Below are 26665 nucleotides of genomic sequence, written 5' to 3'. Positions count from 1 at the left end.
AGGCCTTTGCTCCGGCCGGCCGCATGGACAAGACGCCGAGCAAGGCCGGCCGTAATCCGCTTTCCTCACGCTTGGCCGCAGACAGCGGCCGCGCCCGCTCAACATACAGCGCAGCCAACACCCCGCCGGCACAGCCGGCGGCTGCCTCAGCGCTTGAACTTATGCGCCGCAGCCTGCCGCCCTGCCGTTATGCCGAAAATAATAATATCAGCCACGGCATTGCCGCCGATACGATTACCGCCATGCACACCGCCGGCCACTTCGCCCGCTGCCCAGACACCTTCAATCACATCACCCTCTTTATCCAGAACAGCGCTATCCGGATCAATCTTCACCCCACCCATAGTATGATGTATGCCCGGAGCAATGCGAACAGCATAAAACGGCGCTTTATCAATCGGCTGACGCAAGGCAGTAATACGGCCGAATTCCTTGTCCTCACCCGCTGCCACTGCCGCATTATAATTGCGCAGGCTCTTTTCCAGATTATCGGCATTCATCTCCAGCCTGGCGGCCAAATCCACTATTATTGCCGCCTCTATCACCAGATTACGGGCAATATATTGCTCAACTGCCTTATTTTCGCGCCTTATCTGCTCGTCAAAAATAATATAGGCATAATGCTCAGGCAAATCGATAATCGCGCCGGATACTTTATCGCGCGTTTCCATTTCATTGACAAAACGCTTGCCCGCCTGCGACACCAGAATAGCGCCGCCGCCGCGGACAGCTTCAGAAATGAGATAAGAACTGCTTTGCTCGACAGTCGGGTGAATCTGGATTTCCTTCATATCCACCACATCAGCGCCCAGCCGCTCCAATAATTTGATACCGTCACCGGTCGCCCCGGCATGATTAGTGGTGACAAAGCCTTTCAGCTCCGGCCGATATTTTTCTACCATGCGGCTATTGGCGCTAAAACCGCCAGTGGCGACAATAACGCCTTTGGTCAGAATAATCTGCTCCTCACCCTCACTATCACGCAGGCGCACCCCCGCTACTTTGCCGTTTTCGCGCAAAATTTCGCTGGCAGCAGTATTTGTCATAATATCAATATGGCGCTGATGCACATTTTTAAGCAGGCCGCTAATCAAATAGCCGCCAACAGCCGAACGGTCAGCCGGGCGGTGGGTACGGTCAACACTCATACCGCCGGTCGTGGTAATATCGCTCAGGCTGATGCCGTGTTTCTCCAGCCAGGCTACAGCCTCGGGCGCATGCTCAACAAAATACCACAAAAGCGAAGGATTGTTCTTATGATGGCCGCCCCGCATTGTTTCCTGAAAAAACAGCGCCTTATGATCAATAATGCCTTTCGCTTTCTGAAAATGTGTTTCCGCCGCATTCATACCGGCCGAAGCCTTGATTGTATTGCCGCCGACAACCGGCATTTTTTCAACAATCAGCACTTTTGCGCCATTATCCTTTGCCTCTATCGCCGCCGCCAGCCCGGCACCGCCGGCGCCGATAATCACCACATCATAACGCTGCAGCACTACCTCGCCGCCGCTCTCGCTCAAAGCTTCGCGGCTGGATTTCATCAAGGCTTTGGAAACAGCCTGTTTCACTGCTTCACTCTGCGCCGTAGCGCCGGCTACCGCATCAATATGCGGGCTGTTGGCCGCCAGAATACGGCCGCGCACAAGATTGAAACAGGCAGTAAATTCTTCATCAATATCCGTGCCGGCAGCCAGCGTAATATCTTTGATACGATCTGTCTCCAAAGTCACATTCATTACAATGCGCAGGCCGTCATCGGACAAATCTTCCTGATATGTGCCGGCGTGAAATTTCGCATTCTCCACACTCATATCGCGTATCATCGCTTCCACCAGCGAAAAACGCCATAACGGCTCGGGAATCAGCAATTCCTCCCGCTTTGTGCTGTCAATATAAAGTTCCAGCGCTGCCGGCTCTGCCGGCAGCAAACCAGCCAGATCGGCAGCCTCCCCGCCGGCTTCAACCGCAGTCGCAGCTCTATTCTCGCCAGCTTTCCCCGGCGTCGACACCGGCGCCGTCTCTGCTGCCGCTTTATCGCCCGCCAAATCCTGCGCGCTGATAATATCTGCCCAATCGGGATAAGCAATACAGGCCTTGCCGACCGCCACCAGATCATAGCCATTGGCCAGCGCTGCTTCCGCATCTTGCCTGTTCACCACTCCACCAACACCGATAACAGGGATTTTAGCCAGATGCGCGCCGCGTTCCTTGATAAATTTGCGGATAAGCGGTGTTTTATCCTGCCTGTCAACGAGAGAAGGACGCAAAATATGTCCCATGGAAAAATGAACATAATCCAGCCCATGCCCAGCCATTTCTTCCAGTAAATACAGGCTGTCGGCAAAGCGAATGCCCGGTTCCTCAATTTCTTCGGGCGAAAAACGATAGCCGATAATAAAATTTTCATCGGCAAAAGATTGCGCCGCCTCAGTCGCAATATCCAGCACAGCCAGCGGAAAAGCCGCCCGCTTTTCCCGGTTGCCGCCCCATTTATCACTGCGCCTGTTGGAATTGGGAGAATAAAATTGCTGTATCAGATAAGTATTGGCACCATGCAGCTCCACTCCGTCAAAACCCGCTTTAACGGCGCGGCGCACCGCATCGCCGAATTTGGCGATCATTTCTTCCACCTGGGCTTCTGTCAGGGCAACGGGCACGGGCGCCCCTTCACGCGGGGCGGCAATGGCCGAGGGCGCCACCGGTGACCGCCCGCCTATCAAAGCCGGGCTGACCATGCGGCCGCCATGATAAATCTGCAATATGGCTCTGGAGCCTTTATCCTTGATCGCTGCCGCCAGCCGCGCCAGGCCGCTTATTTTGCTGTCACTATCCACCCCGATAGCGCCGGGAAAAGCCGGGCCGCTATTGTCGATAAAGCAGGATTCCACAATAATCGCGCCAAGAGAGCCGGCGCGAGCGCGATAATATTCCACCAGCTCATTGCTGACTGTGCCGTCATAAAAACCTGAGCAGGTCGTCATCGGCGCCATAATCAGGCGATTTTTCAGCTCAATTCCGCAGGGGAAACGAAAGGCTTGTAATAAAGGATTACCGGTCATAATTTTTCGCAGCCCTAGCTTCATCGGGCCGCATTCCTTTCCAGAGTCTCAGAAGCTTTGCCACGCTAATATATTTTTGCCGCCAGGCAAAATATTTTTTTGCCCAGCCGCTGCGACAAATCGCAGCAAAAAACAAAATCCTGTTGGTTTTTTGCCGAAAAGCGCGCTAAAAACGGAGGCTGCCTGCCGCTTTAACCGCGCAGCCAGGGGATTTATGCCAATCAAATAACAGGGGAAATCATGCCAGATGCAACCTTATTGCCGCCGGGGGAGAGCCTGCCCGCCGCAAAGCTTTTCCGCTCTGATAAAACTTACGGGCATGAAGCAGGGTTTTCCTGCTGTTTCCGCCAATGGCGCGCCGAACATTCTCATTGCCGTTTTCTCCACGGCTATGCCCTGAGCGTCACCCTCACTTTTATTGCCGAAAATCTGGATAAACACGGCTGGGTGATGGATTTTGGCGGGTTGAAGCCGATAAAGGCCTGGCTGCGGCAAAATTTTGACCATAAAATCCTGCTGGCGGCAGATGACCCTGCCGGCCCTGCCTTCCGCCTTATGGCGCAAGACGGCCTGTGTGAAATAAATATTCTGCCGCATGTCGGCTGCGAGGCTTTTGCTTATTATATCTGGCAGAATTGCGATAGGCTGGTGCAGCATATAAGTGCAGCAAGAGTGCGGGTAGAAAGCGTGGCCGTGCGCGAGCATGGCGGCAATGGTGCCTTGTTTACGGCCGAAAATCTGTTTGCCGGCAAATAATTTGCGTATATGGCAAAAAACCTGCCCTATGCCGGGCAAAGAGGCGCACCGCGCCGGCGGCAGAGGCCTGCCTTTGCCTGCCTGTGCGCATTGCGGCATAATCTGCAACACTATTAACTGTTTCTCCCGTTTTTATCTTATTTTGCCAAGTTTATGCAACTGCACCCCGGCGCAATAGCCGAATTTCAGCGCCGCCTCTACCACTGGCGGCAAATTGCGCAAGGCGCCGCCGGAAGGGGCGCCGCTTTTGTCACCGCCGCTTTCATCGCATGGCATAATATAAACCGGCCTGGCCTCCGGCGGGCGATAAAGCCTGGCCGGCCGGCCGGCAATCTGGGTAGACATAATCGGCAGGCCGTCGGCGCTGTCGGCATCGGCGGCCGTTATAACATATTTGAAATAATCTGCTCTTTGTGCCATTTGCGCGTTGATTTTCGGCGTTTTCGGGCTGCATATAACCACGCATTGGCGGCCGGACGGCAGAGCCTGCCACAAAGTGCCGTTAGTCTCGATCTGCACGGTTAAATCACGGTCGATAAGGTTTTGCACCAGCGGCACAATATTTTGCCGCAGCGGCTCGCCCCCAGTCAGCACAATTAAAGAGCAGAAAGACGGCCGCAATCTCTCTATCTCCGCCAGCAATTCTGCCAGAGACGGCCGCCAGGACGAAGATTCAAAATCCGTATCGCACCAGAAGCAGCGCAAATTGCAGCCCGAAAGCCGCACAAACACCGCAGGACGGCCAATAAACGGCCCCTCCCCCTGCAGGCTGTAAAAAATTTCCTGCACATAAAGGCTGTGCCCATCGCCTTTATCATAAGACCGCACCGGGTTTTTACCAAGCATAAATAATCCTGTTAACAGTTCGCAAATTATAACATAAAAGACGCCGCCTCTCCCTGCCCGCCAGGATATAGCGTTTAACCTGCCCGGCAGACAAGCCGTTAAAAGAGTCCGCCCGGCCTCTTTTTTTACTGGCCGCTTTCCGCTATTATGCCGCGGCCAGGCCGCATATAAACAGCGAATAAGGCAGCATTGATGCAAAAAGCAGCAAATATTATGGAATTGCGCGAATTGCTGCAATTTTTCAAAGCCGCCGGCCTGACCGATGCCGTGCAGGACGCGCCTCTCAATGCTTTTACCATGGCAGAACAGCAGCTTAAAGCACGGCCGGCGGCGGACGGGAAGCCGGCGCCGGCACGCTTGCGGACTGACCGGCCGGCAGCAGAGAATAGCAGTAAGCCGGCGGCAAATAATGGCGGCAATATAAGCATATCCCGGCCGCAGCCGCGGGGCAGCCCGGCCTCTTATATTGAATGGCTGGCCCGCGCCAAAGAGCAGGCGCAGAGCGCCCAAACACTGGCGGAGCTGAAAGCGCGCATTGCAGCTTTTGACGGCTGCGCCCTGAAATGGACAGCCAAAAACACCTGTATTGCCGATGGCACGCTCCCCCGGCCGCTAATGCTGGTTGGTGAAGGCCCGGGGGCAGAAGAAGATCGGCAGGCTTTGCCTTTTGTCGGCCGGGCGGGGCAATTATTAAATCGCATGCTTGCCGCTATCGGCTTTGGGCGCGAAAGCCTGCAACAGACCGCTCTGCAACAGGCTGCCCGCGACAATCAGGCGGCAGCGCCGGCAAAGCCGATATTGCCGCTTGCTTATATTACCAATGCGGTATTCTGGCGACCGCCGGGCAATAGAACCCCTACTTTGCCGGAAATTGACCTGTGCCGCCCATTTCTGGCCCGGCAAATAGAGCTGGTGCGCCCTAAAATATTGATAAGCCTGGGGGGCGTGGCTGCTACGGCTTTATTGGGGCAAAAACAGTCTATTTTGCGCTTGCGCGGGCAGTGGCAAATTTATAAAACTGCTGACGGGCAGGAAATACCTTATATGCCGAGCCTGCACCCGGCCTTTCTCCTGCGTTCGCCGGGGCAGAAAAAGGCGGCGTGGCAGGATTTCCTCGCCGCCTTTATGCGGCTGGAAGAATTGGACAGCAAGTAAGGCCGGCCTCCGGGCAAAAAGCGCGGCCGCCGGCAACACTGAAATAACACAATAAGCAGAGAAAAAATAATGACAACAAAGCCTGACCCAGTGCAACAGCCGCCCGTTTTCCGGCTGGAAGATTATCGCCCCACACCCTATGCGATCCCCGCTGTGCGGCTTGCCTTTGATTTGCACCCCACAGCCACGCGCGTCAAGGCCGAGCTGGAAATTGCGCGCCGCCCCAATGTAGCAGCCGGAACCCCGCTAGTGCTGGACGGCAATGAGCTGAAACTTGTTGCCGTGGCTGTTGACGGCGTGCCTCTTGGCCATAAGGCCTATCACGCCGCCCCCGACAGGCTGGAAATTTTTGCCCCGCCGGCCGGGCCGTTTACGCTGGAAATCATTACGGAAATCAACCCGGATAAAAATCGCAGTCTAATGGGGCTTTATCGCTCCGGCGGTGTTTTCTGCACCCAGTGTGAAGCCGAAGGCTTCCGCCGCATTACCTATTTTTATGACCGGCCTGATGTGCTTGCCACCTATACAGTGCGGCTCACGGCCGATAAAACCGCCTGCCCGGTTTTGCTGGCCAATGGCAATCGACAGGAAACGGGTGATTTGCCGGAAGGTCGCCATTTTGCCGTCTGGCATGACCCGCACCCCAAACCGAGCTATTTATTTGCCTGTGTCGGCGGCGCGCTGGAGGCATTAAGTGACCGGTTTATCGCCGCAGACGGCAAAAAAGTAGAGCTGCATATTTATACCGAGCCGGGCAAAACCGCGCGCGCCCTTTATGCTATGGACAGTTTAAAACGCGCTTTTGCCTGGGACGAAGCAAAATTCGGCCGCCTTTATGACCTTGATATTTTCAATATTGTCGCTGTTTCCGATTTTAATATGGGGGCGATGGAAAATAAGGGGCTGAATATTTTTAATGATAAATATGTGCTGGCCGACCCGCAAACCGCAACCGATAGTGACTATGCCGATATAGAGCGGGTGATTGCGCATGAATATTTCCATAATTGGAGCGGCAATCGCATTACCTGCCGCGACTGGTTCCAGCTCTGTTTAAAAGAAGGGCTGACAGTTTATCGCGATCAGGAATTTTCAAGCGATGAGCGCTCGCGCCCGGTGCAGCGGCTGATTGATGCCGCCTTTTTAACCACGACCCAATTTGCTGAAGATGCCGGGCCGCTGGCCCACCCGGTGCGGCCGCGCCGCTATGCCGCCATAGACAATTTTTATACCGCCACGGTTTACGAAAAAGGCGCTGAACTGGTGCGCATGATAGCCTGCCTGCTGGGTGAGCAGGAATTCCAGGCCGGTATGACACTTTATTTTACCCGCCATGACGGCCAGGCCTGCACCATAGAGGATTTTATCCAATGTTTTGCCGAGAGTTCCGGCCGCAATTTCAGCCGGTTTATGCTGTGGTATGAGCAGGCTGGCACGCCGCAGGTCAAAGCCGATTATGCGTATAATGCCGGTTGCGGCAGTTTTACTCTCACTCTGGAGCAATCCTTAGCCCCGACAGCGGCAGGCGGTGAGGCCAAACCCATGACTATCCCCGTGCGTTTTGGCCTTGTCGGCTCTGACGGCAAGGATATGGCCTGTAAAACAGCCGATAAAGCGGTGCAGGGTGATGTGCTGCTGCTGACACAGGCCAAACAAATCTTTCACTTTACCGGTCTTGACAGCCGCCCCGTGCCCTCTCTCTTGCGCGGCTTTTCTGCCCCGGTGCGGCTGGTAACATCGCTCAGCCGGCAAGAACGGCTGTTCCTTGCCGCTTATGACAGTGACCTGGTTAATCGCTATCAAATGCTGCGCGGCCTGCTCATTGAAACGCTGATAGAAGCCGGCGGCGCCGCCAATAAGGCCAATGCAGCCGGCCCATTGCCGGCCGTGAGTTTTGAGATTGCCGCAGCGCAAGTGCAAATGGCCGAAAATGAGGCGCTTGAGCCGGCCTTCCGCGCTTTATGCCTGCATTTGCCCTCTGAGGCGGAAATTGCCGCCGCGCAAGGCAGTAATGTTAATCCCGATGCGATATTTGCCGCGCGACAGGCTTTTCTGCATATATTGGCGGATACGGGCAAAACGCGCTTTCTCGCTTTGCGGCAGCACCATAATGTCACAAGCGCCTTTTCGCCAAACGCATTTGATGCAGGCAAACGTGCTTTTACCAATATTCTGGCAGAATATATCGCCATTGCCGATAATGACCCGGAAATAGCGGCGGCGCTTTATACAAAAGCCGGTAATATGACAGAAAAACTGGCCGGCTTGCGCCTGTTGACGCTATATTTCCCCACGGCAGCGGCGACAAAACAGGCACTGGCTGATTTTGAACAGCGCTTTGCCCATGAGGCGCTGGTGATGGATAAATGGTTTGCCTTACAGGCAAGCGCTGCCGGCACGGATCGGCTGGAAACAATCCGGCAGCTGACACGGCATAAATTATTTTCTTATGATAATCCCAACCGCGTGCGCGCCCTTATTGGCAGTTTTGTCACGCAGTGCCAAACCGGCTTTCATCGTGCAGATGGCGCTTCTTACCGTTTTTTGGCTGAGGTGATTTTGCGGATTGATAAAAATAATCCGCAGCTTGCGGCGCGCCTGCTCAGTTTTATGCGCTCATGGACACAGTTGGAACAGGAGCGGCGCAGCAAAATGCAGGCAGCATTGCAGTATATTGCTGAAGGCCGCGCACTTTCCCGCGATGTAAGCGATATTGTCAACCGGCTATTGGGCAAACCGGGGGTATTATAGCCCTTTATATTGACATGGCCCTGAAAGGCGTGAGAGTGCCAAAGGCCGGTATCTTCCGGCCCCTTTGTCGCTGTGTGTCGCTTTTGCAGATTATGTTTCAAATCTGCCCCCGGCCGCATTTAATCCGTGTCCTTTCCGCCACAAAATTGCAGCTTTTACACAGATTGCGGCAAAACCCCTTTGGTTTACCGTATTTTAAGAAAATCACTCTTGCCTTATGCCGCCTTGCCCTAATTCACTATCCGTCACAGCGCAGTCGGCACGCTCTCTTTCATTTGTTTTTCTGTAAATACGGTGTTTATTTATAAGTATTTTTTTATAATATAGTTTTTCGGCAAAAAAGGCTGGACATCAGGAATCGGTTTTGATTCATTGTCCCGGCAAGGTGATTCGTAAAAAAAGTCATTCCCGTATTTTCTGTATTCCCTGTTCTTCAAAGCTTCGCCTTCCTTGGCAGAAGGGAGCCATTATGGCGCGATTGGCCGCGATCGAAACGGCGCCTGACAGATTCACGGCAGAGGGCGCATTGCCCCAAACTGCTGACACAGCCAGACATAACTGGCCCGGCCTGGCGGCAGCGCTGGCGCGCGGCCTGCATAGCGCCTGTTGCCGTCTGTTGACATTTGACCCGTGGATGCGGCGACTTATCCCATTATTGCTGATTATTTTCCTGGCTTTATCCATGCTTATTCGCGGCATTTCACTTTATGAATGGCGGCGAACGCTGGAAACAGGCGCTGCGGCCGGTTTGCAACTGGCTGCCTCACATTTGGCCGGGCAAATCAACCTTGCTGCAGAGACAGGCCTGCTGCCGGGCGCCTCTATAACAGCAGGCAAGGGAGAAAAACAGCATAATGCACGCTCGCCACAGCTTTATCTGCATAATATGCTGGCGCAATTTAGCGACAGCAAGGCCGTAAACCCGGCAGTGCAAAGTGCAGTGCTGGATAAAAACAACCGCCTTGTCGCCTCTTTTGCGCCAGAGCAGAATGGCGATCTGCCGGCGCCAGGAGAGATTTTGGGCAATCGCTTTGCCGAAGCCAGGCCTTTGCTGATTTTGGGCGATGCCGCCGGTGTCATGGCCATTCATCTGGGGGAGACAGAGGGCCTGGCCACTTATGCCCAGGCTTTCAAGGCGCCTTATGGTGTTTTCCTGTTTTTGAGCAAAGAAAAAATTCTGGAGCCATGGCACCGGGCTGTCTCTGTCAGTATTAGCCTGCTGGGCAGCATAGCCTGTTTAATGCTGGTGTTAATCTATGCTTATTTTGCGCAAGGAGCGCGGGCGCGCGCCGCCCTGGCCGCCACCGCCAAAATCCAGAGCCGCATTGATACGGCCATGCTGCGCGGCCGCTGCGGCCTGTGGGATTGGGATATGGCGCGCGGCCGCATTTACTGGTCGCATTCCATGTATGAAATGCTGGGCTACCGCCCTTATGACACTTTACTTTCTATTTCTGAAATTGCCTCTATTATTGATGCTGATGATCTGGATTTGTTCGATATTGCCAAAAACGCTATGAGCGGGGAAAAAGAGCAGTTCGACATTACCGTGCCCATGCGCCACGCCAATGGCCGGGCCGTGTGGATGCGCATAAGGGCGCAAGTGCTGGGCGGTGAGGAGCCGCATCTTGTCGGCATTTCCTTTGATGTCAGCGAACAGCAGGAACTGGCGGAAAAAAATGCCACGGCCGATATGCGCATTCGCGATGCGATTGAAAATATTTCTGAAGCCTTTGTTTTATGGGACGCCGATAACAGGCTGGTTATGTCCAACAGCAAATATCGCGAATATAGCGATTTGGAAAAACAGCTTCTACAAATTAAAAACCGCAAAAATGACAGGCCGGAAGCCGCCCTGAAAGCTTTTGCCCGCCCCATGAGCAATGCCGGCGGCCCAGGCAAGGATAAAGACAATTATTATAGCGGCGAAATCAAATTGTCAGACGGCCGCTGGCTGAAGCTGAATGGCAGGCAAACCAAAGATGGCGGCTTTGTCTCAGTCGGCACCGATATTTCTGAGCTCAAAGAACAGCAGCGCAAGCTGGAAAACAGCAAGGAAGAATTTATCGGCACAATCCGCGATTTACAGCAAAGCCGCAAGGATTTGCGCAAGCGCCAAAGCGAAATTTTAAAATTAAACAGCAGCCTGATGGTAGAAAAAAAGCGGGCGGAAGATGCCAATCTGGCGAAATCGGAATTTCTGGCCAATATGTCGCATGAATTGCGCACTCCGCTTAATGCCGTTATCGGCTTTTCGCAAATGATATTGCAAGGCAGTTTCGGCCCGCTGGGCAATGCGCATTATGAGGAATATATTGGCGATATTCACAATTCCGGCCGGCATTTACTCACCCTTATCAATGAAATTCTGGATATGTCGAAAATTGAGGCGGGGCGCTTTACGCTGGATTGTGTCAAATTTGATTTTGTCCCCGTGCTGGAAGAGGCCTTGCGTGCAGTCTCTCCCCAGCGGGAAGAAAAGCAGATAAGTATGGAAACGGTAATCGAAAAACCGCTCTGGGCAGAGGCCGACAGCCGCGCTTTGCGGCAGATTGCGCTTAATCTGCTGTCCAATGCGGTAAAATTTACCCCCAAAGGCGGGCAGATCCGCGTGCGCGCCAAAGCGGTGAAAGGGCGGCTGATTGTCTCAATCGCCGATAGCGGCATTGGTATCCCCAAAGCGGCGATTGCCAAATTGGGCCGGCCGTTTGAGCAGGTGGAAAACCAGTTTACCAAAGCCCATGAAGGCTCCGGCCTGGGGCTGGCTATATCGCGCTCACTGGCAGAAATGCACCATGGCTGCCTGCGCGTATTCTCACGTGAGAATACGGGGACAATCGTCTCTGTCTCTCTTCCTTTGCGTTATCATAAAGTTTAAGCCGGCCCAAAAGCCGCTGCCCTGCGTGAGCTGTTTGCTGCCGCTGTTTATGGCAAAAACGCCCAATTTCCCGCCCGCGCCTCAAGGCGCTTTCCGTCTTTTTTGCCGGGCAGCCCAGATGCTGTCATAAGGTTTTAACCCACTGAGCAGCAAAATATCGGCCAAAAGCGAAGCGCAGCCTGTTTTCCCCTGTTTTGCGGCAGGCCAGGCCAATAAAGCGCTAGTGAAAAACAGGCGAATCTTTTATTATCCTGTTTATGAGAAAATATGATTCTATAATTTTCATAATTTTATCAGCCGCAGCCCTTACTGCCTGCGGCACGCCCACGACTACAGCCCTGTTTAAGCCGCACACCACAACAACAGCCAAGCAGATGGATCTGGATCAATGCAAAATTGCTTCTTTCCGCGCTATTCCACAAGCTTATACAACCAATTATGTTGGCGGTTTTTATGATCCCGGCGATATTGACTGCTATCGCAGCCGCCGTCATGGCCGCCATGAGCGTATTTATTGTGACAGGCTGGGCGGTTTTTATATGCCGCCGGCCAGCTATACGGAAGATTTAAACGCGCCGATACGCTGGCGTTTTGTCAGCGCCTGTCTGCGCAAAAAAGGCTATTATCTGCTCCCCGGCAAGGCACCTTGTCGCAATGCCGCCGAGCGCGCCCGCGCCTTGCGCGCCAAAAATCCGGCTGAGCTTTCCTGCAATCCTGATGTCAATCTGGATTATTAGGCGCGGCTTTCTTTCTCTTTTTCCAAGCGGAATGGCGCATTGTTTTCTCTCACTATTGCGCTAATTATCCTCAATAAGCTGTGAGCAACTTCATTTCTCCTCTTGACTTTGTCAGGGGGGGGGGCAGGAAGGCGCTCAACCTTTCTGCGGGCATGGCCAGGCCGGCGCGCGCGTATTTACAGCAGCATTCGGGTTATTGGCGTTTTAAACGGCAAAGCGGGATAATAATGACGGTTATACAAAATATTATTTTGCCGGAACAGGCATTGCAAACGCCGCTTAATATGTATTTCCGCCTCAATAAACAGGATTTTGACGATAAAGATGCCGGGGAAGGCGGCAGTTGCTATGATTATCGGCGCAAAATCCTGACCCTTGCCGCTGATAAAAAATATTATTTCAATACCTATTATAACGGCCTTTCCGTCAATGTCTGGAAGGAAAACTGCCATATTGACACATTGATGCTAAAGCTGCGCGGCCAGGGCCGGGTGCAGGTAGAAATTGCGCATATAAAGCGGGAGTTTGATGCCAGGCGCAGTGCCAAAACTGTTCTCGCCTACCGGCTGCTGGCGCAAAAATCGCTTAATCTGACAGCGGAAGGGTGCCTTTTGCCGATAGAGGACTGGCCGCATATAGAGGACGGCATGCTCTATATCACCCTGAGAGCCAGGAAAGACGGCGGCAAGGCGGTAGAATTTTACGGCGGCAGTTTTGAAACAGAAGACAAGCCGTTGCATAATGTCAAGCTTGGCCTTGTTATCACGCATTTTAACCGCAAGGCCTATGTTCTGCCGGCCATGCAGCGGTTGAAGCGCGATATTTTGCAGCACCCTTATTATGGCCGCTATATTGGCGTGACCATTATCGATAATTCCTCTAATATAACCGCAGAAGAGGCAGACGGTGTTGCCGTCTTGCCCAATGCCAATTATGGCGGTGCCGGCGGTTTTGCCCGCGGGCTGTTGCATTGTAAGGATAGCGGTTTTTCTCACTGCCTGTTTATGGACGATGACGCCTCTTGTGAAACAGAGAGTATTTATCGCACTCTGGCGCTGCTGCAATATACGCGTTTTGACAATCTCGCTGTCGCCGGTGCCATGCTGCGGGAATGTGAGCCTTATTGCCTGTGGTGCAAAGGGGAGTTTTATAAAAATTTTATCATAACGTCCTCTAAACGCGGTATGGATATGCGAAAAACCGGGGATTTGATGTGGGCGGAAGAAGAGATAAGCCATAAGTCGGACAAAACACTTTACGGGGGGTTCTGGCACTTTGCCTTTCCCATTGCCAAAACCGATTATTATCCCTTCCCGTTTTTTGTCCGCGGCGATGATATGCTGTTTGGCCTTGTGAACAATTTTCGTATAGTTACCATGAACGGCATCGGCAATTTTGCTGATGATTTCAGCAGCAAGGAATCTCCTTTCATCTGCTATCTGGCTCTGCGCTGTCTTTTTATGCAGGAAATTATTACCGCAAATAGTTCTGTTTATTCTTATTTGAGAAAATATAAGCGCTTTATCCGCGGACAGCTTTACTCTTATAATTACGCTCATGCGCGCGCCTATTCCTTGTCTGCGCATAATCTTTTAAAAGGCTTGCCTTTCTGGCAGGCCAATATGGATATGACAAAAATTCGCGCAAGACTGGCGAAAGAAGCCGGCGGCGAAACTATCCGGAAGCAAGACAAACCCGCAAAAGGACGCCGGCGTTTCCCCCGCGATGAAAATCTCATACGCAAAATCTGGCGCAAATTTACGTGGCAGGGTTTCTTATTGCCAGGCTGTTTTATCCGCAAGCAAACGGCCCTGATAGCCAAAAATTTTTCAGGAGATCCGGCGGCCAGCTTTCGCCGCCGCTCTATTTTTTATTATGAGGAAGATTTAAGCCACGGCTATTATGCCCGCCATGATAAAAAACGCTTTTTTACTGAATGGTGGCTAAGCTGGAAGATCCGCCTGCAAATGGCACGGCAGCTCAAAGGCGTTATTGCCGATTATAAAAACAACTGGCACAAGCTCGCTTCAGAGGCCTTCTGGCGTCAAACCTATAATTTGCCGCACGCCGGCGCCGAAAGCCCGGCGGCAAGCCCTGCCGCTGCTCCGGCAGCCCACCCTGCCGGTGGAGATAAATTATCATGACAGGCGCCGCCGCTCCTGATTATCCAGCCGGCGCAGAGCGCGCCGCGGCAAGCGGCCTTGCCGCCGGCGGCAATGGCGTTATTGCCGGTGATTTATTGGCCGGGCGCAATCTCAGCCTCGATTTCTTTCGCGGTGTTATGGCCTTATTGGTAGCCATAGGTCATTTTTATTATTGGAATGCTTATATTAAAATTCCATTATCCTTTATTTTAGCGGTAGATTTTTTCCTGGTGCTGAGCGGTTTTGTTATCTGTCATTCGGTTACCCGCCAAAAAGATAAATTTGATTCCATCTCTTTTGCCAAAAAGCGCTGGTTAAGGCTTTTTCCCGTCTATATTGCCTGCGTCCTTATTACCGTGCCGCCAGTCCTATGGTATAAAAATCTCGATGGCCCGAATTTATTTGATATGGCGCGGATAATCACCATTTCCCAAATGATTCCGCTCAACTCAGGAAGCCATTTCCCTCTTATTGAGCCTTTAGGCATCGCCTATACTATCTCTGCCGAATTATGGACAGGCATATTTCTGTTTCCACTTTATTCATTTTTACTGACCGGATTTAAAAATCTTGTTTTTCCTGTCTTTATGCTGCTCATTATATGGGCCCTTATTATTCTGAATAATGAGCCGGGGAATAATTTTATGAATATTCATCACTGGCTCTACGGGCAATTTCTGGATTATGCTGTCATAAGATGTATTTTTGATTACTCTATCGGTATTTTAGCTTATATAATATTTTCTCGCAGCAGAAATATGCCTATATCTGCTTTTTTATCGTCTGCACAACTGGTTTGTATTATTGCCTGGTTTCTTATATATTGTAAATTCGATTATATAAGAAACAATGAATTTCTTGCACCGTTCTTATTTGCATTCTTTATATATTTACTGTCCTTTAAAGCTGGTGTTGTGTATAAAATTACAGCAACCAGATTTGCTGCCTTTTTAGGCGATATATCCTACCCTGCTTATCTTATTCACCCTTTCTGGATATTTATATTACAAATATATCGGGCTAATGTTCATAAAGCTTATATCGTTTTACTTTACCTGTTCTTACTTATCAGCTCTGCCTGGCTGATCAACCGGCTGGTAGAAAAGCCTTGCCTGAAATTATTGAGAAAATAATCGGCCAGAATGGAGCAATCATGTTTGATAATTATGATTTTATTATTGTCGGGGCGGGCTTTTTCGGCGCCACTGTGGCAGAAACTATGGCGCAGCGCGGCAAGCACATTCTCATTCTGGACAAGCGCCACCATATTGGCGGCAATGCCTATAGCCGTTTTGACGCGGAAACCGGCATTGAAGTGCATAATTACGGTGCCCATCTGTTTCATACGTCCAACCGCCAGGTGTGGGATTATCTCAATCGCTTTACCCGCTTTACTGATTACAAGCACCGGGTTTTTACCAGTTTTAAAAATCAGGTTTATTCCATGCCGATCAATCTCGGCACTATTTGCCAATATTTCGGCAAACGCTTTTCACCGGCTGAGGCGCAGGCTCTGATTGCCGGGCAAAAGGCGGAATTGGGCGATAATCCGCCGCAAAATCTGGAAGAAAAGGCGATAGCGCTTATTGGCCGGCCGCTTTATGAGGCTTTTATTCGCGGCTATACTGCCAAACAGTGGCAAACCGACCCCAAATTACTGCCGGAAAATATTATCAGCCGCCTGCCGGTGCGTTATAATTTTGACAATCGTTATTTCAACGATATTTATGAAGGCCTGCCGCAAGAGGGTTATACGGCGCTGTTTGAGCGCATGTTGAATCATGCTGCTATTAAAATTATGCTGGGGGTTGATTATTTCAGCATAAAGGAACAAATTCCCGCCGGCACAAAAATTATTTATACTGGGCCGATTGACCGTTATTTTGACTATAGTGAGGGGAAGCTGGGCTGGCGCACGCTGGATTTTGAGCAGGAAACCCTGCCGATGGGCGATTATCAAGGCACGGCGGTGATGAATTATGCCGATGAGCATATTCCCTATACGCGTATATTGGAATTCCGCCATTTTAACCCTGAGCGCCATTATCAGACCCAAAAAACCATTATTAGCCGCGAATATTCCCGTTTTGCCAAAGGCCTGGACGAGCCTTATTACCCGGTCAATACCCCGCAGGATAAGCAAATTTATGCCCGCTATAAACAAAAGGCAGAGGCGGAATCTCATGTGATTTTTGGCGGACGGCTCGGCACTTATCGCTATCTTGATATGCACCAGGCTATTGGCGCGGCCTTAAAACTCTGTGAAACTCTTTAGCCCTGAGCCGCGCCCCAATAGCTTATTAAGGCTGGCCTTTGTTTTTCGCGATACCCGCAAACCTTGTCGGTTTCCGGCGCTCAAAGACATATTCCTTGTTTTTCGCGATACCCGAAAACCTTGCCGGTTTCCGGCGCTCAAAGACATATTCCTCGTTTTCCGCGATACCCGAAAACCTTGCCGGTTTCCGGCGCTCAAAGACATGGCGCGGCCTTAAAACTCTGTGAAACTCTTTAGCCGGGCGCACCGCCTCGCTCCTGCTTTTATCGTAACAGGCCGGCACGGCCTGCTACAGAGCAATAAAAGCAGAGCCTGGCGCCAGGCTCTGCTTTTCTCTTTTCCGTGTCTTCAGCCGGTTTATTTTTTCTGCACAGAGAGCGTGATAAAATGGTTGACGCCTTCACTCTCAAGCCGCAGCAAGACAGCGGAACGCCCCTTTTTGGCCGCCTCATTCAGGCCTGCCTGCAATTCTGCCGGAGTTTTAATATCGCGATTATTGATACTGCGGATAATATCACCCGGGCGTGCGCCTTTTTCTGCCGCTTCCGAGTCACTATCCATATCAACTATCACCACACCGCGGCCGTCCTCAGCGGCAGCCACTGCCAGGCCATAACTTGCCAATGTGGCAGATTTACCCTTGCTGCTTTTGTCACCTGCTGCTGCTTTATCATTAGGCTGAGCAGCAATTTTCACCTTGATATTTTCCTGTTTGCCATTGCGCCAAACCCCCAGCACCGCTACCTCACCCGGGCGAATAGCGGCAATTCTGCGCGCCAGATCCCGCGCATCGGCAATTTCCGCCCCATTGATTGACACAATAATATTGCCGGCTTTAATCCCGGCTTTTGCCGCCGGGCCGTCCAGCGGGTCGGCAATCAGCGCCCCTTTCGCCTTATTCAGGCCGACAGAATCCGCCACTTCCCGGGTCACAGGCTGAATTTGCACGCCCAGCCAGCCGCGTTCTACCGCGCCTTTGGCAATAAGCTGGCGCACCACCTGCTCGGCCGTGGAGGCGGGAATAGCGAAAGCAATGCCGACAGAACCGCCGGAAGGAGAGAATATTGCCGTATTGATACCGACAACCTGACCGTTAAGGTTAAAAGTCGGCCCGCCGGAATTGCCGCGATTAACCGCCGCATCAATCTGAATAAAATCATCATAAACACCGGCACCAATATCGCGCCCGCGGGCAGAAATAATGCCGGCCGTCACCGTGCCGCCCAGGCCAAAAGGATTACCGACCGCCAAAACCCAGTCGCCAATCTGCATTTTGCTGTCATCGGCAAAACCGACATAGGTAAATTTCCGGCCTTTATCATTAACTTTCAAAACCGCCAGATCGGTGCGCGAATCCTTGCCCACCAATTTGGCATCGAGCTGGGTGCCGTCATCAAGTGTGACTGAAAAAACATTACCGGAATCCACCACATGATTATTGGTTACCACATAGCCATCGGCCGAATAGAAAAAACCGGAACCTAAGGAAACCGTGCGCTCCCGCGGTTTTTGCCCTTTATCATGAAAGCGGAAATTACGCTGCTCTTGAAAATCGCGGAAAAAGCGCTTTAACGGGTGGTCATCGGGTAATTGGTCAAAGCCCGGCGCGCCAAAAAAAGCGCCGGCCTCTTCCTCTTCTTCGCTTTTATCACTTTTTACCTGCACCGAAACCACGGCCGGCTTGACCGCCGCCACTAATGCTGCAAAACCGGGTATTTGCGCCTCTTTGACATAAACCGGGTCAGCTCGCGCCGCGCCGGCGACAGGAAGCAAACCAAAGGCCATTGCCGATAAAGCAGTAGAAAAACCGAGCGCCAGGGCCAGCCGGCGGCCCAAAGCGCGGGCCGGCGCGGGACGCGATGGAGGCACAGCGCCTATTACTGAATGTTTCGACATAATGATTTCCATAAAATCACTCCATTATATAGTGCACAGCAAATTGCGATTCATAAGTTACAGGCATAGAAAACCGGGAGAAGCTTTTTGTTTTTCTCTTCTGATCAGAAATTATAAAGGAAAAACGGCAAAACCAAGGGCAGGAAGCGGCATTTTCCGGGCTTTTTGGTGGTTTTGACACTGGCCGGGCGATAAAGGCCGCCTTTTGCAATGCTCCAGTGCTTTTTATTGGCCACGCACCGCATTGCGCTATTTTTTACCGGCAGGAGGCTGCCTCTCATCACTCCCGGCCAGAATATCGGCCAGGCGCGCCTCCTCTGCCGCTGTCAGAGCCGGCAGCGCTTTGGCTGTTGCAGGCTGCGCCCGCTTTTTGGCCGCCCGCGCCGCATAAAACAGATAAAGAGCTGCCAATAATAGTATAATAAGCGGCAACAGCCACAAAAAAACGGCACTGCTCCAGAAAGGCGGTTTCAGCAAAATATAAGTGCCATAGCGCGCCACCATAAAATCCAGTATTTGCTGATCCGTATCACCGGCCTGCAAATGCTCGCGCACAATCAAGCGCAAATCGCGCGCCAAAGGCGCATTGCTGTCATCAATCGTTTCATTGCGGCAAACCAGGCAGCGCAACTGCGCCGACAAAGCGCGAGCACGGCTTTCCAGCCGCGGGTCAGGCAAAATTTCATCAGGCTGCACCGCGGCGGCCGGCAAAACCAGCGCGGCAATCATAAGCATAGCCCAACATAACCGAAAGCCGGCGGCGATAATTTTTATTGCCATCAGGCCTCTCTCGCCACCCGCTCGGGCAGATTTGCCCCGGCAGCCGGTTTTACCTTTTTTCCCGCCGGCGCGCCCCTTTGCCGCCGCCGATCTGCCAGTGACAATACGGCACCAGTCATCATCAATAAACCACCCAGCCAAATACATAAGACATTCGGCTTCCACCATATATGCAAAACAGCGCTGCCGTCTTTATTATAATCGCCCGGCGCAATATAATATTGGGAAAAGCCGCGATTAAACAGCCCGGTTTCTGTTGTCTGCGCATTTTGTGAGGGAAAAAACCGCCGGGAAGCAGTAACCTGCCCAAGGATTTTACCCTGATGCTTAATAGTAAAATATAGACGATTTTCCTGAAAATTATCGCGATTCTCGCTTTTATAGCCGTCAAAAACCACTTTATTGCCGGCCAAATCTACCGCTTGGCCGGGGGCAAGATTGCCAATATATTCCTGCTCAAAGCCGGCAACAGCAATAATGCCAAACAAAGAGACTCCCAGCCCCATATGGGCAAAAGCCGTGCCCCAAAAGGCGGCAGGCAGGTTTTTCAATCGCCGGGCACGAGCAGATAAAGGCGTTTTCCACCCACCGCTTTTGCTTATCAAATCTGTCAGCGCGCCGAAAATTGCCCAAAAAGCCAGGCCGATACCGGCAGCCGCCAATACAGCTTTACCATGGTCGAGATAAAGCGTCAGGGCAAAAGCGGCAATCGCGGCCGCAAAAGCCAGCCATAAACGCTCAGCCGCGGCCGCTATATCGCCGCGTTTCCACCCTAATAGCGGCCCAAAAGGCACAATAAGCAGCAAGGGCAAAAACAACGCGCCGATAGTCAGGTTAAAAAACGGTGCGCCGACAGAAATTTTCTCCCCGGTCAGGCTTTCAACCAATAATGGATAAAGCGTGCCGGCCAAAACCGTAGCGGCCGCTGCCATTAAAAACAAATTATTGAGAATGAGCGCACTCTCGCGCGATACAGGGCGGAACAGGCCGCTATTTTTAATAGCAGGCGCGCGGAAGGCAAACAACAACAAGGCGCAGCCGATAAAAAAGCCGAGAATGGCCAAAATAGCCAAGCCGCGCGCCGGATCCGTGGCAAAACTGTGCACTGAGGTCAAAATGCCTGAGCGAACCAGAAAAGTGCCAAGCAGCGAAAAGGAAAAAGTAATAATAGCCAGCAGCACGGTCCAGATTTTCAAGGCAGAGCGCTTTTCCAGCACCAGAGCGGAATGCAGCAGCGCCGTGCCGCTAAGCCAAGGCATGAGTGAAGCATTTTCTACCGGATCCCAAAACCAGTAGCCGCCCCAGCCCAGCTCATAATAAGCCCAGTAAGAGCCGGCAGTAATGCCCCAGGTCAGGCAAAACCATGATAATAAGGCCCAGGGGCGCACCCAGCGGCCAAAAGCGGCATCTACCCGCCCGCAAAGCAGCGCAGCAATGGCAAAAGAAAAACAGACAGAAAAACCGACATAGCCCAAATAGAGCATAGGCGGGTGCAGGGCCAGGCCGACATCTTGCAAAACCGGGTTTAGATCACGCCCCTGCAAAGCCGGCGGCAGCAGGCGGGCAAAAGGATTGGAGGTAAACAGAATAAAAGCCAGAAAAGCGCCGGCAATAAAACTTTGGCATACCAGCACCAGAGCCGCCAGATTAAGCGGCAGATTTTTGCCGAAAACGGCAACAAGCGCGCTGAAAAAGGTTAAAATCAACACCCAGAGCAGCATAGAGCCTTCATGATTGCCCCAAACGCCGGTAATTTTGAAAAAAAGCGGCTTTTCCGAATGCGAGTTCTGCGCCACATTCATTACTGAAAAATCAGAAATTACATAAGCATAAGTCAAGGCAGCATAAGACAAAGCCACCAGCGCAAAAACCATAATAGCGGTGAACCGCGCGCTCCGCATGGCAATTATATCGCCGCAAAACCAGCCGATGAGCGGCACAACAGCCTGATACAGGCTGACAGCCAAAGCCAGAATCAATAAAAAATGCCCACATTCAATAATCACAATTCCTGTCCTTGCTGCGCATAGTTCCTTGATTTTACCTGGCTTTATTATTTATCCGGCAGAACCGCCCTGCCGGGCAGGCTGTTTTTTGTCTCGCGGCCTTCCGCTGCTTTTATGCGATCGGCAACATCTTTCGGCACATATTTTTCATCATGCTTGGCCAAAACACGGTCGGCAATAAACACGCCATTATCCGCAAACCGGCCCTCAGCAATCACACCCTGCCCCTCGCGAAACAAATCAGGCAAAATACCGTTAAAACGCACTTCCTGCTTATGATGAAAATCGGTCACATAAAAGCGGATATTGGCGCCTGTCTCTCGCTTTACTGAGCCGTTTTCCACATAGCCGCCAAGGCGCAGCAACCGGTGCGAAATTTTGTCCGCCGCCGTAATGTCAGAAGGAATGCGGAAAAAACCGGCTTTATCCTGCAAGGCATAAAAAATCAGCGCCACAATGACGACCATAAAGCAGAGACCGGAAATAATAATTATAATGCGCCGCCGGCGGCGCCGTTTCAAATACAGATTAAGAGAAGTTTGCGGCGCTTGCATAATTATCCGTCCGGTTTATGGTTTATCAAAAATTAAAGCAACCTTTCGGCTGTCATTTTGCCGCAACCGACAGGCCTTTTTGCCGGGCAAAAGCCGCCAGAGATTGTGCCGCTGCCGGCGGCAGCACAGAAAGCCCGCGCAAAGCGGCAGCCTGCGCTTTGTCCCGCTGCCCCAGGAGCAAATAAGCATTGATCAGCATCGTCCAGGCCTGCAAATCACCCGGCGCGGCTTTTAGCCTTGCTTCCAGCCGCCCCAGACTGGCAGCAATAAAAGCGCGCTGTTCGGCTGTCGGATCTGCCGCCGGCTTGCCGCGCGCGGCGATGCCACCGGCGGCGCCGGCGGCAACCGAATCCGGCGCCGATTGCGCGCTTTTCAGCGCGACAATCGCTGCCTGCAAATTTTGCCGCCAGGGGGAATCTGCCGGCGTTTTTTGCCAAAAATCCTGCAATAAGGCTATTGCCTCCGCCTTTTTGCCGCCCTGCACCAGGCCGCGCGCCAAAAATAGCTGCGCCTGCGGGTTTTGCGGGTCAAGCCGCAATACATTGCGAAAGGCAGCCTCGGCGTCCTGGCCGACAACACCGTCTTCAAACCCGGTCAAGGCCAGAGCATAGCCCAGCAGCCTGTCCGCCGTGTCACCGCCGATAGCCATAGCATGGCTATAAGTATTGGCGGCGTCCTGAAACCTGCCCGCCTGCAAATAAAGAGAAGCCAGCCTGTCGGCATATTGGGCGTTTTGCGGGGCGCGGGCACTTAAGGCCTCCAGCCGCACAATATGCTCCGGCAGGCTTAGCCCGGCCGGGTCGCGCGCCATAAAATCGGCAAAAGGGTGCGCCGGTGCAAAAGGCTGCCCCTGAAAATAATAAACCAAGGCGCTAAATAGGGGGACAAAAATTATAGCAAGGCTTAAAAACAAACGAAAACCGCGCCCGCGCCGGGTCTGATCGCACTGCCGCGCCTGCTTATTGCCGTCCGCTTTATCGCCGCCGGCCGGCGCTTCTCTCTCCGCTGCCAAAATACGGCGCACCAGCTCCAGCCGCGCTTCGCCGGCACTGCTGTCATCTAACAGGCCGTGGGCACGCATTTTTTCCAGCTCAGCCAGTTGCCGGCGAAATATATCACGGTCAGACAAAGCGGCAGAAACATCAAAACCGGACGAGGCAGGAAAAGACAGCCGCCCGGCAGCCGCAAGCATAAGCAGCAGAGTGACAATAAAGGCCAGACCGGCGGCAAAACTTATGACAATCATGGCAAAACAGTCTTTGCAAAATTACAGTCAATGGCGCAGTTTGAGCTGCCGACAATGCCCGGCGCCGGGACGCGGCGCCAAAGGCACGGCCTGCCTCGCCTCATAAACCCGGCAAAATTGTGCCGAACCGGGCATAAAGCCAAACAGGCCGCACCCGGCTGCTGCCCTCAAACCAGCGGTGTCCAGCTACCGTCTTCATTGCGGCAGGCGCTGCCTCGCGCAACATGCGGCACCCCGTTTATCACCCAATTATGGCTATATTGGCGGCAGTTTTGTGTGCCGACACGGTAAGGCTGCCCAGGCGTTACAATGCCGGAAGCGCGCGCGCCCGCTTTGCCCCAGGGCACGGCCTCACCTGCTTTTTTATATTCCAGTGCCTGATATTCCGCCGCTGCCGCCTGATTTTTTTCTGCCGCGCTCAAAAGCCCGGCCTCCTGCCCCGGCAGGCTTTGCCCCGGCACGGCCATGCCGCCAACTGAGGCCCCGCTTTTATGCGAAAAAACCCCGCGCAAGGGCGCACAGGCCGCAACCGGCATAATAAGCGCCGTTATGACAAGCCAGTTTTTATAATGAAACCCCTTTACCATTTAATAAAAAATTTCCGCTGAAAATATAGTTAAAGGAAAAACGCCCGGCACTGCCGCTGCGATGCTGCCCTTGTGGCAGAATCGCAGCAATGAGGCAAGCTTTAATTGCCGGCGGGCCTGGCCGGACTGCTTGCATTCGGCACTAAAGCCCGCCTATTTATCCAACGGCACAGCCAGCTCTACCCGGCGGGGTTTTTCCCCCTGTGTGCTGGGAACGGCAATAATCACCACACAAATATCCTTGCCGTCTTTATCCTTGCCCGGGCTGACCCTGACCAGCTTGCCATTTTGTTTTTCTGCCGTTTTTTGCGCGACAGACTGGCAATCGGCAAAAGCCGGAGCAGCAGCCAGGATAAAAGGCGCACATAAAGCAAAAATATATTTCTTCATCATGTCAATCCTCATTATCGCCATATTTATCAAAGGAGCCGGAACCCTGACAGTCAGACCTCAAGCCTTGTTCTGATTATAGACGCATTTTGCACTAAATTCTGCAGAATTTATTATCATTTTTTGGTAAAATGCGTCAATTATCGCGAGGCGGAATTTTAATATAGTGCTTTTTGCGGTAAATTTCACCTTTTTGGGACATTTACCGCCCGGTCTTGCGCCCGCTCTCTCCACGCAGCGGGCGAAGTGCGGCCCGCAGCGGCCGGCCAAAGCGGCGGCAACAGCCCGAAAACCGGCATAGCGCCGGGAAAAACCTGCTCTATATAAAGGCAGGCAAAAATTCTATCGGATTGCCTGATGATAAAGCAAAAACGCCGGCAAAAGCACAAAAAACGGCCTATTTTGCGCCACCCTTATTGGGCGGCTTTTATTGCGCGGCTCAATAACAGCCTTTATCGTCTGAATAATTATTTGCGCGATTTATGGGAAAATTATTCTATTTTTACTGAGCATTTTCACTTGCATGGCGCAGCGCGCTGGTTTGTCAGCGGGTTTTCCGAAGGTCTGAATCTGGGGCTCGTTGGGCTGGCTGCCTTTTCCTTTATCGGCCTCGCTATTTTTGACGTTACCAAAAGCAACTGGCAGTCAAAAGGCAATTTAAGTGTTACTTTTCTTGATAATAAAGGCAGGTTTATCGGCCAGCGCGGCGTCCTGCATTCAGAAGAAGTGCCGATTGAGGCCATGCCCGATTATTTAATAAAAGCGGTTTTAGCCACCGAAGATCGCCGTTTTTTTGACCATTGGGGCATTGATTTTTATGGCCTGTCACGCGCGCTCAACCATAATGTGCAGGCAAACAGCACAGTGCAGGGCGGCTCAACCCTTACCCAGCAACTGGCCAAAAACCTGTTTTTAAATAATGAGAGAACTTTGGCGCGCAAAATAAAGGAGGCCTATCTGGCGCTGTGGCTGGAATGCAATATGAGCAAAAAGGAAATTTTGCAGCTTTATCTGGATCGCGCTTATATGGGCGGCGGCACATTTGGTATTGCTTCCGCTTCACAATTTTATTTCGGCAAAGATGTGCGCACTATTTCACTGGCAGAGGCTGCCATGCTGGCCGGCCTGTTTAAAGCGCCGGGCAAATATGCGCCCCATGTCAACCTGCCGGCCGCAAGGGCGCGCGCCAATATTGTCCTTTCCAATATGGTGGCTAATGGTTTTTTGACCGAAGGCCAGGTGCTGGAAGCCCGCAGCCACCCGGCCAATATTATTACCCGCTATAAATATGAAGACAGTCCTGATTATTTTCTGGATTGGGCCTTTGACGAAATTCGCAAAGCGGGCGATAACTTCCCCGAGCGGGTTTTGACCGTGCGCACCACTCTGGATATTGATCTGCAAAAAGCGGCAGAGGAATCTGTCCAATATCACTTGCGGCAATATGGCAAATCTTTTCGCGCTTCTCAGGCGGCTGCCGTTATTCTGGATACAGACGGCGCCGTGCGCGCTATTGTCGGCGGCCGCGATTATACTATGAGCCAGTTTAACCGCGCCACCCAGGCGCGGCGGCAGACCGGCTCCTCCTTCAAGCCCTATGTCTATGCCGTGGCAATGGAAAACGGCCTGACACCGCGCACAGTGGTCACTGATGGGCCGATAAACTGGGGCGGCTGGCAGCCGCGCAATTACGGCCGCAGCTATGCCGGCGCGGTTGATCTCACCACCGCTTTTATCAAATCGCTCAATACAGTGCCGGTGCGCCTGACTTATCAATATTTGCACCGCTCCACCAAACAAATTGTCGCTTTGTTAAAAGCTATCGGCATAGAATCTCCCATATCGGGCTATAAAACCATGGTGCTCGGCACAGACGGCATGACAGTGATGGATCAGGCAACCGGCTTTAACATGTTTGCCAATGGCGGCATGGCCGGCAATCGCCACGGCTTCACCCAGATTACCTCCTCTGAAGGGCAAAGAATCTGGGATTGGAGCCGTGATGCGCCGCCTGTGCGCCGGGTGCTGAGCGAGAAGGCCGCCACTTATATGAATTATATGCTGGTACAGGTCACCCAAAGGGGGACAGGCGGCCGCGCCCGCCTGCCAATGGCACTGGTTGGCGGCAAAACCGGCACAACACAAAATTACCGCGATGCCTGGTTTGTCGGCTTTACCGGCAATTACACCGCCGCTGTGTGGATAGGCAATGATAATTTCTCCCCTATGAATAAAATGACCGGCGGCATTGTCCCGGCCATGATCTGGCAAAGAATGATGCTTTATGCCCATCAGAATATTAAAATCAAGCCGATACCCGGTGTCAGTAACGCAATCACCGCCGGTGCCGGCGCCGGCAAAACAAATAAGGAAAATTCCGGTAAAAGCGGGCTGACACAAAGGCTGCCGCCGGCAGCGGCGGAAATTATCCGCGCCCTTAACCGCCGCCTGCAACAGCCGCCGCCCTTCGGCGCTCAGGCTGCCGCAGCCCCGGCTGTCCTGCCACAACACCCCAGCCGGCCATTATAGCGGCCGTTCTGCCGCCGCCGGCACAGCAAATAATTTTGCATAAAAGCGGCCACAGCCTTGCTTGCGGCAGCAGTCG

General features: G+C 52.5%; 18 protein-coding genes. 9 read left to right on the top strand and 9 right to left on the bottom strand.

Going from position 1 to position 26665, the window contains the following annotated elements:
* Positions 1–146: 146 nt before the first annotated feature.
* Complete coding sequence (locus DPQ22_RS09020; RefSeq protein ID WP_210244008.1) at positions 147–3083, bottom strand: flavocytochrome c; 2937 nt, start codon at positions 3081–3083, stop codon at positions 147–149.
* Between the two features lie 216 nt (positions 3084–3299).
* Here DPQ22_RS09020 and DPQ22_RS01630 point away from each other — a divergent pair, with 216 nt between their 5' ends.
* A complete protein-coding gene (locus DPQ22_RS01630; RefSeq protein ID WP_150212849.1) occupies positions 3300–3815 on the top strand; it encodes a 6-pyruvoyl trahydropterin synthase family protein in 516 nt (171 codons plus the stop codon).
* Between the two features lie 132 nt (positions 3816–3947).
* On the opposite strand, the gene DPQ22_RS01625 is transcribed toward DPQ22_RS01630, so the two are convergent.
* On the bottom strand, positions 3948–4661 hold the full coding sequence (locus tag DPQ22_RS01625) for a 7-carboxy-7-deazaguanine synthase QueE (RefSeq protein ID WP_150212848.1): 714 nt from the start codon (positions 4659–4661) through the stop codon (positions 3948–3950).
* A gap of 192 nt (positions 4662–4853) precedes the next feature.
* On the opposite strand from DPQ22_RS01625, the gene DPQ22_RS01620 reads away from it, so the two are divergent.
* From DPQ22_RS01620 to glf, 7 genes are all read left to right on the top strand, one after another.
* The gene (locus tag DPQ22_RS01620; RefSeq protein WP_150212847.1) at positions 4854–5816 is read left to right on the top strand and encodes a uracil-DNA glycosylase; all 963 of its coding nucleotides are present in this window, start codon (positions 4854–4856) and stop codon (positions 5814–5816) included.
* A gap of 69 nt (positions 5817–5885) precedes the next feature.
* Positions 5886–8567, top strand: coding sequence for an aminopeptidase N (gene pepN, locus DPQ22_RS01615; protein ID WP_190323089.1), 2682 nt, complete (start codon positions 5886–5888; stop codon positions 8565–8567).
* Between the two features lie 469 nt (positions 8568–9036).
* Positions 9037–11445, top strand: coding sequence for a PAS domain-containing sensor histidine kinase (locus DPQ22_RS01610; protein WP_150212846.1), 2409 nt, complete (start codon positions 9037–9039; stop codon positions 11443–11445).
* A gap of 374 nt (positions 11446–11819) precedes the next feature.
* Positions 11820–12182, top strand: coding sequence for a hypothetical protein (locus DPQ22_RS01605; RefSeq protein WP_150212845.1), 363 nt, complete (start codon positions 11820–11822; stop codon positions 12180–12182).
* 227 nt (positions 12183–12409) lie between these two features.
* Entirely contained in the window at positions 12410–14326 is a 1917-nt protein-coding gene (locus DPQ22_RS01600; RefSeq protein WP_190323088.1) for a glycosyltransferase, read from the top strand.
* A 95-nt stretch (positions 14327–14421) separates the two neighbouring features.
* A complete protein-coding gene (locus DPQ22_RS01595; protein ID WP_210244007.1) occupies positions 14422–15459 on the top strand; it encodes an acyltransferase family protein in 1038 nt (345 codons plus the stop codon).
* Between the two features lie 20 nt (positions 15460–15479).
* On the top strand, positions 15480–16601 hold the full coding sequence (glf, locus tag DPQ22_RS01590; RefSeq protein ID WP_150212842.1) for a UDP-galactopyranose mutase: 1122 nt from the start codon (positions 15480–15482) through the stop codon (positions 16599–16601).
* A 357-nt stretch (positions 16602–16958) separates the two neighbouring features.
* Here the strand turns inward: glf and DPQ22_RS01585 are convergent, their stop codons facing one another.
* From DPQ22_RS01585 to DPQ22_RS01555, 7 genes are all read right to left on the bottom strand, one after another.
* On the bottom strand, positions 16959–18497 hold the full coding sequence (locus DPQ22_RS01585) for a Do family serine endopeptidase (RefSeq protein ID WP_246681429.1): 1539 nt from the start codon (positions 18495–18497) through the stop codon (positions 16959–16961).
* A 249-nt stretch (positions 18498–18746) separates the two neighbouring features.
* Positions 18747–19277 (bottom strand): cytochrome c-type biogenesis protein, encoded by a 531-nt coding sequence (locus DPQ22_RS01580; protein WP_150212841.1) that lies wholly within the window; start codon positions 19275–19277, stop codon positions 18747–18749.
* Positions 19277–21283 carry a heme lyase CcmF/NrfE family subunit gene (locus DPQ22_RS01575; RefSeq protein WP_150212840.1) on the bottom strand — a complete coding sequence of 669 codons (2007 nt, stop codon included), beginning with the start codon at positions 21281–21283 and terminating at the stop codon, positions 19277–19279. Before DPQ22_RS01575 ends, DPQ22_RS01580 begins: the two co-directional genes overlap by 1 nt.
* Before the next feature lie 47 nt (positions 21284–21330).
* On the bottom strand, positions 21331–21837 hold the full coding sequence (gene ccmE / locus DPQ22_RS01570; protein ID WP_150212839.1) for a cytochrome c maturation protein CcmE: 507 nt from the start codon (positions 21835–21837) through the stop codon (positions 21331–21333).
* Between the two features lie 52 nt (positions 21838–21889).
* Positions 21890–23083, bottom strand: a complete 1194-nt coding sequence (gene ccmI, locus DPQ22_RS01565; protein ID WP_150212838.1) for a c-type cytochrome biogenesis protein CcmI — start codon at positions 23081–23083, stop codon at positions 21890–21892.
* A gap of 167 nt (positions 23084–23250) precedes the next feature.
* Positions 23251–23670 (bottom strand): RT0821/Lpp0805 family surface protein, encoded by a 420-nt coding sequence (locus DPQ22_RS01560; RefSeq protein WP_150212837.1) that lies wholly within the window; start codon positions 23668–23670, stop codon positions 23251–23253.
* Between the two features lie 153 nt (positions 23671–23823).
* On the bottom strand, positions 23824–24063 hold the full coding sequence (locus DPQ22_RS01555; RefSeq protein ID WP_246681428.1) for a hypothetical protein: 240 nt from the start codon (positions 24061–24063) through the stop codon (positions 23824–23826).
* Positions 24064–24417: 354 nt separating this feature from the next.
* On the opposite strand from DPQ22_RS01555, the gene DPQ22_RS01550 reads away from it, so the two are divergent.
* On the top strand, positions 24418–26589 hold the full coding sequence (locus tag DPQ22_RS01550; protein ID WP_150212836.1) for a transglycosylase domain-containing protein: 2172 nt from the start codon (positions 24418–24420) through the stop codon (positions 26587–26589).
* Positions 26590–26665 lie beyond the last annotated feature (76 nt).

The sequence above is a fragment of the Candidatus Tokpelaia sp. genome (assembly GCF_008636115.1).
In the GTDB taxonomy this organism is placed as follows: Bacteria; Pseudomonadota; Alphaproteobacteria; order Rhizobiales; family Rhizobiaceae; genus QLZD01.
The sequence above is the reverse complement of the archived record's forward strand: the minus strand, read 5'-3'. Positions and strand labels throughout refer to the sequence as shown.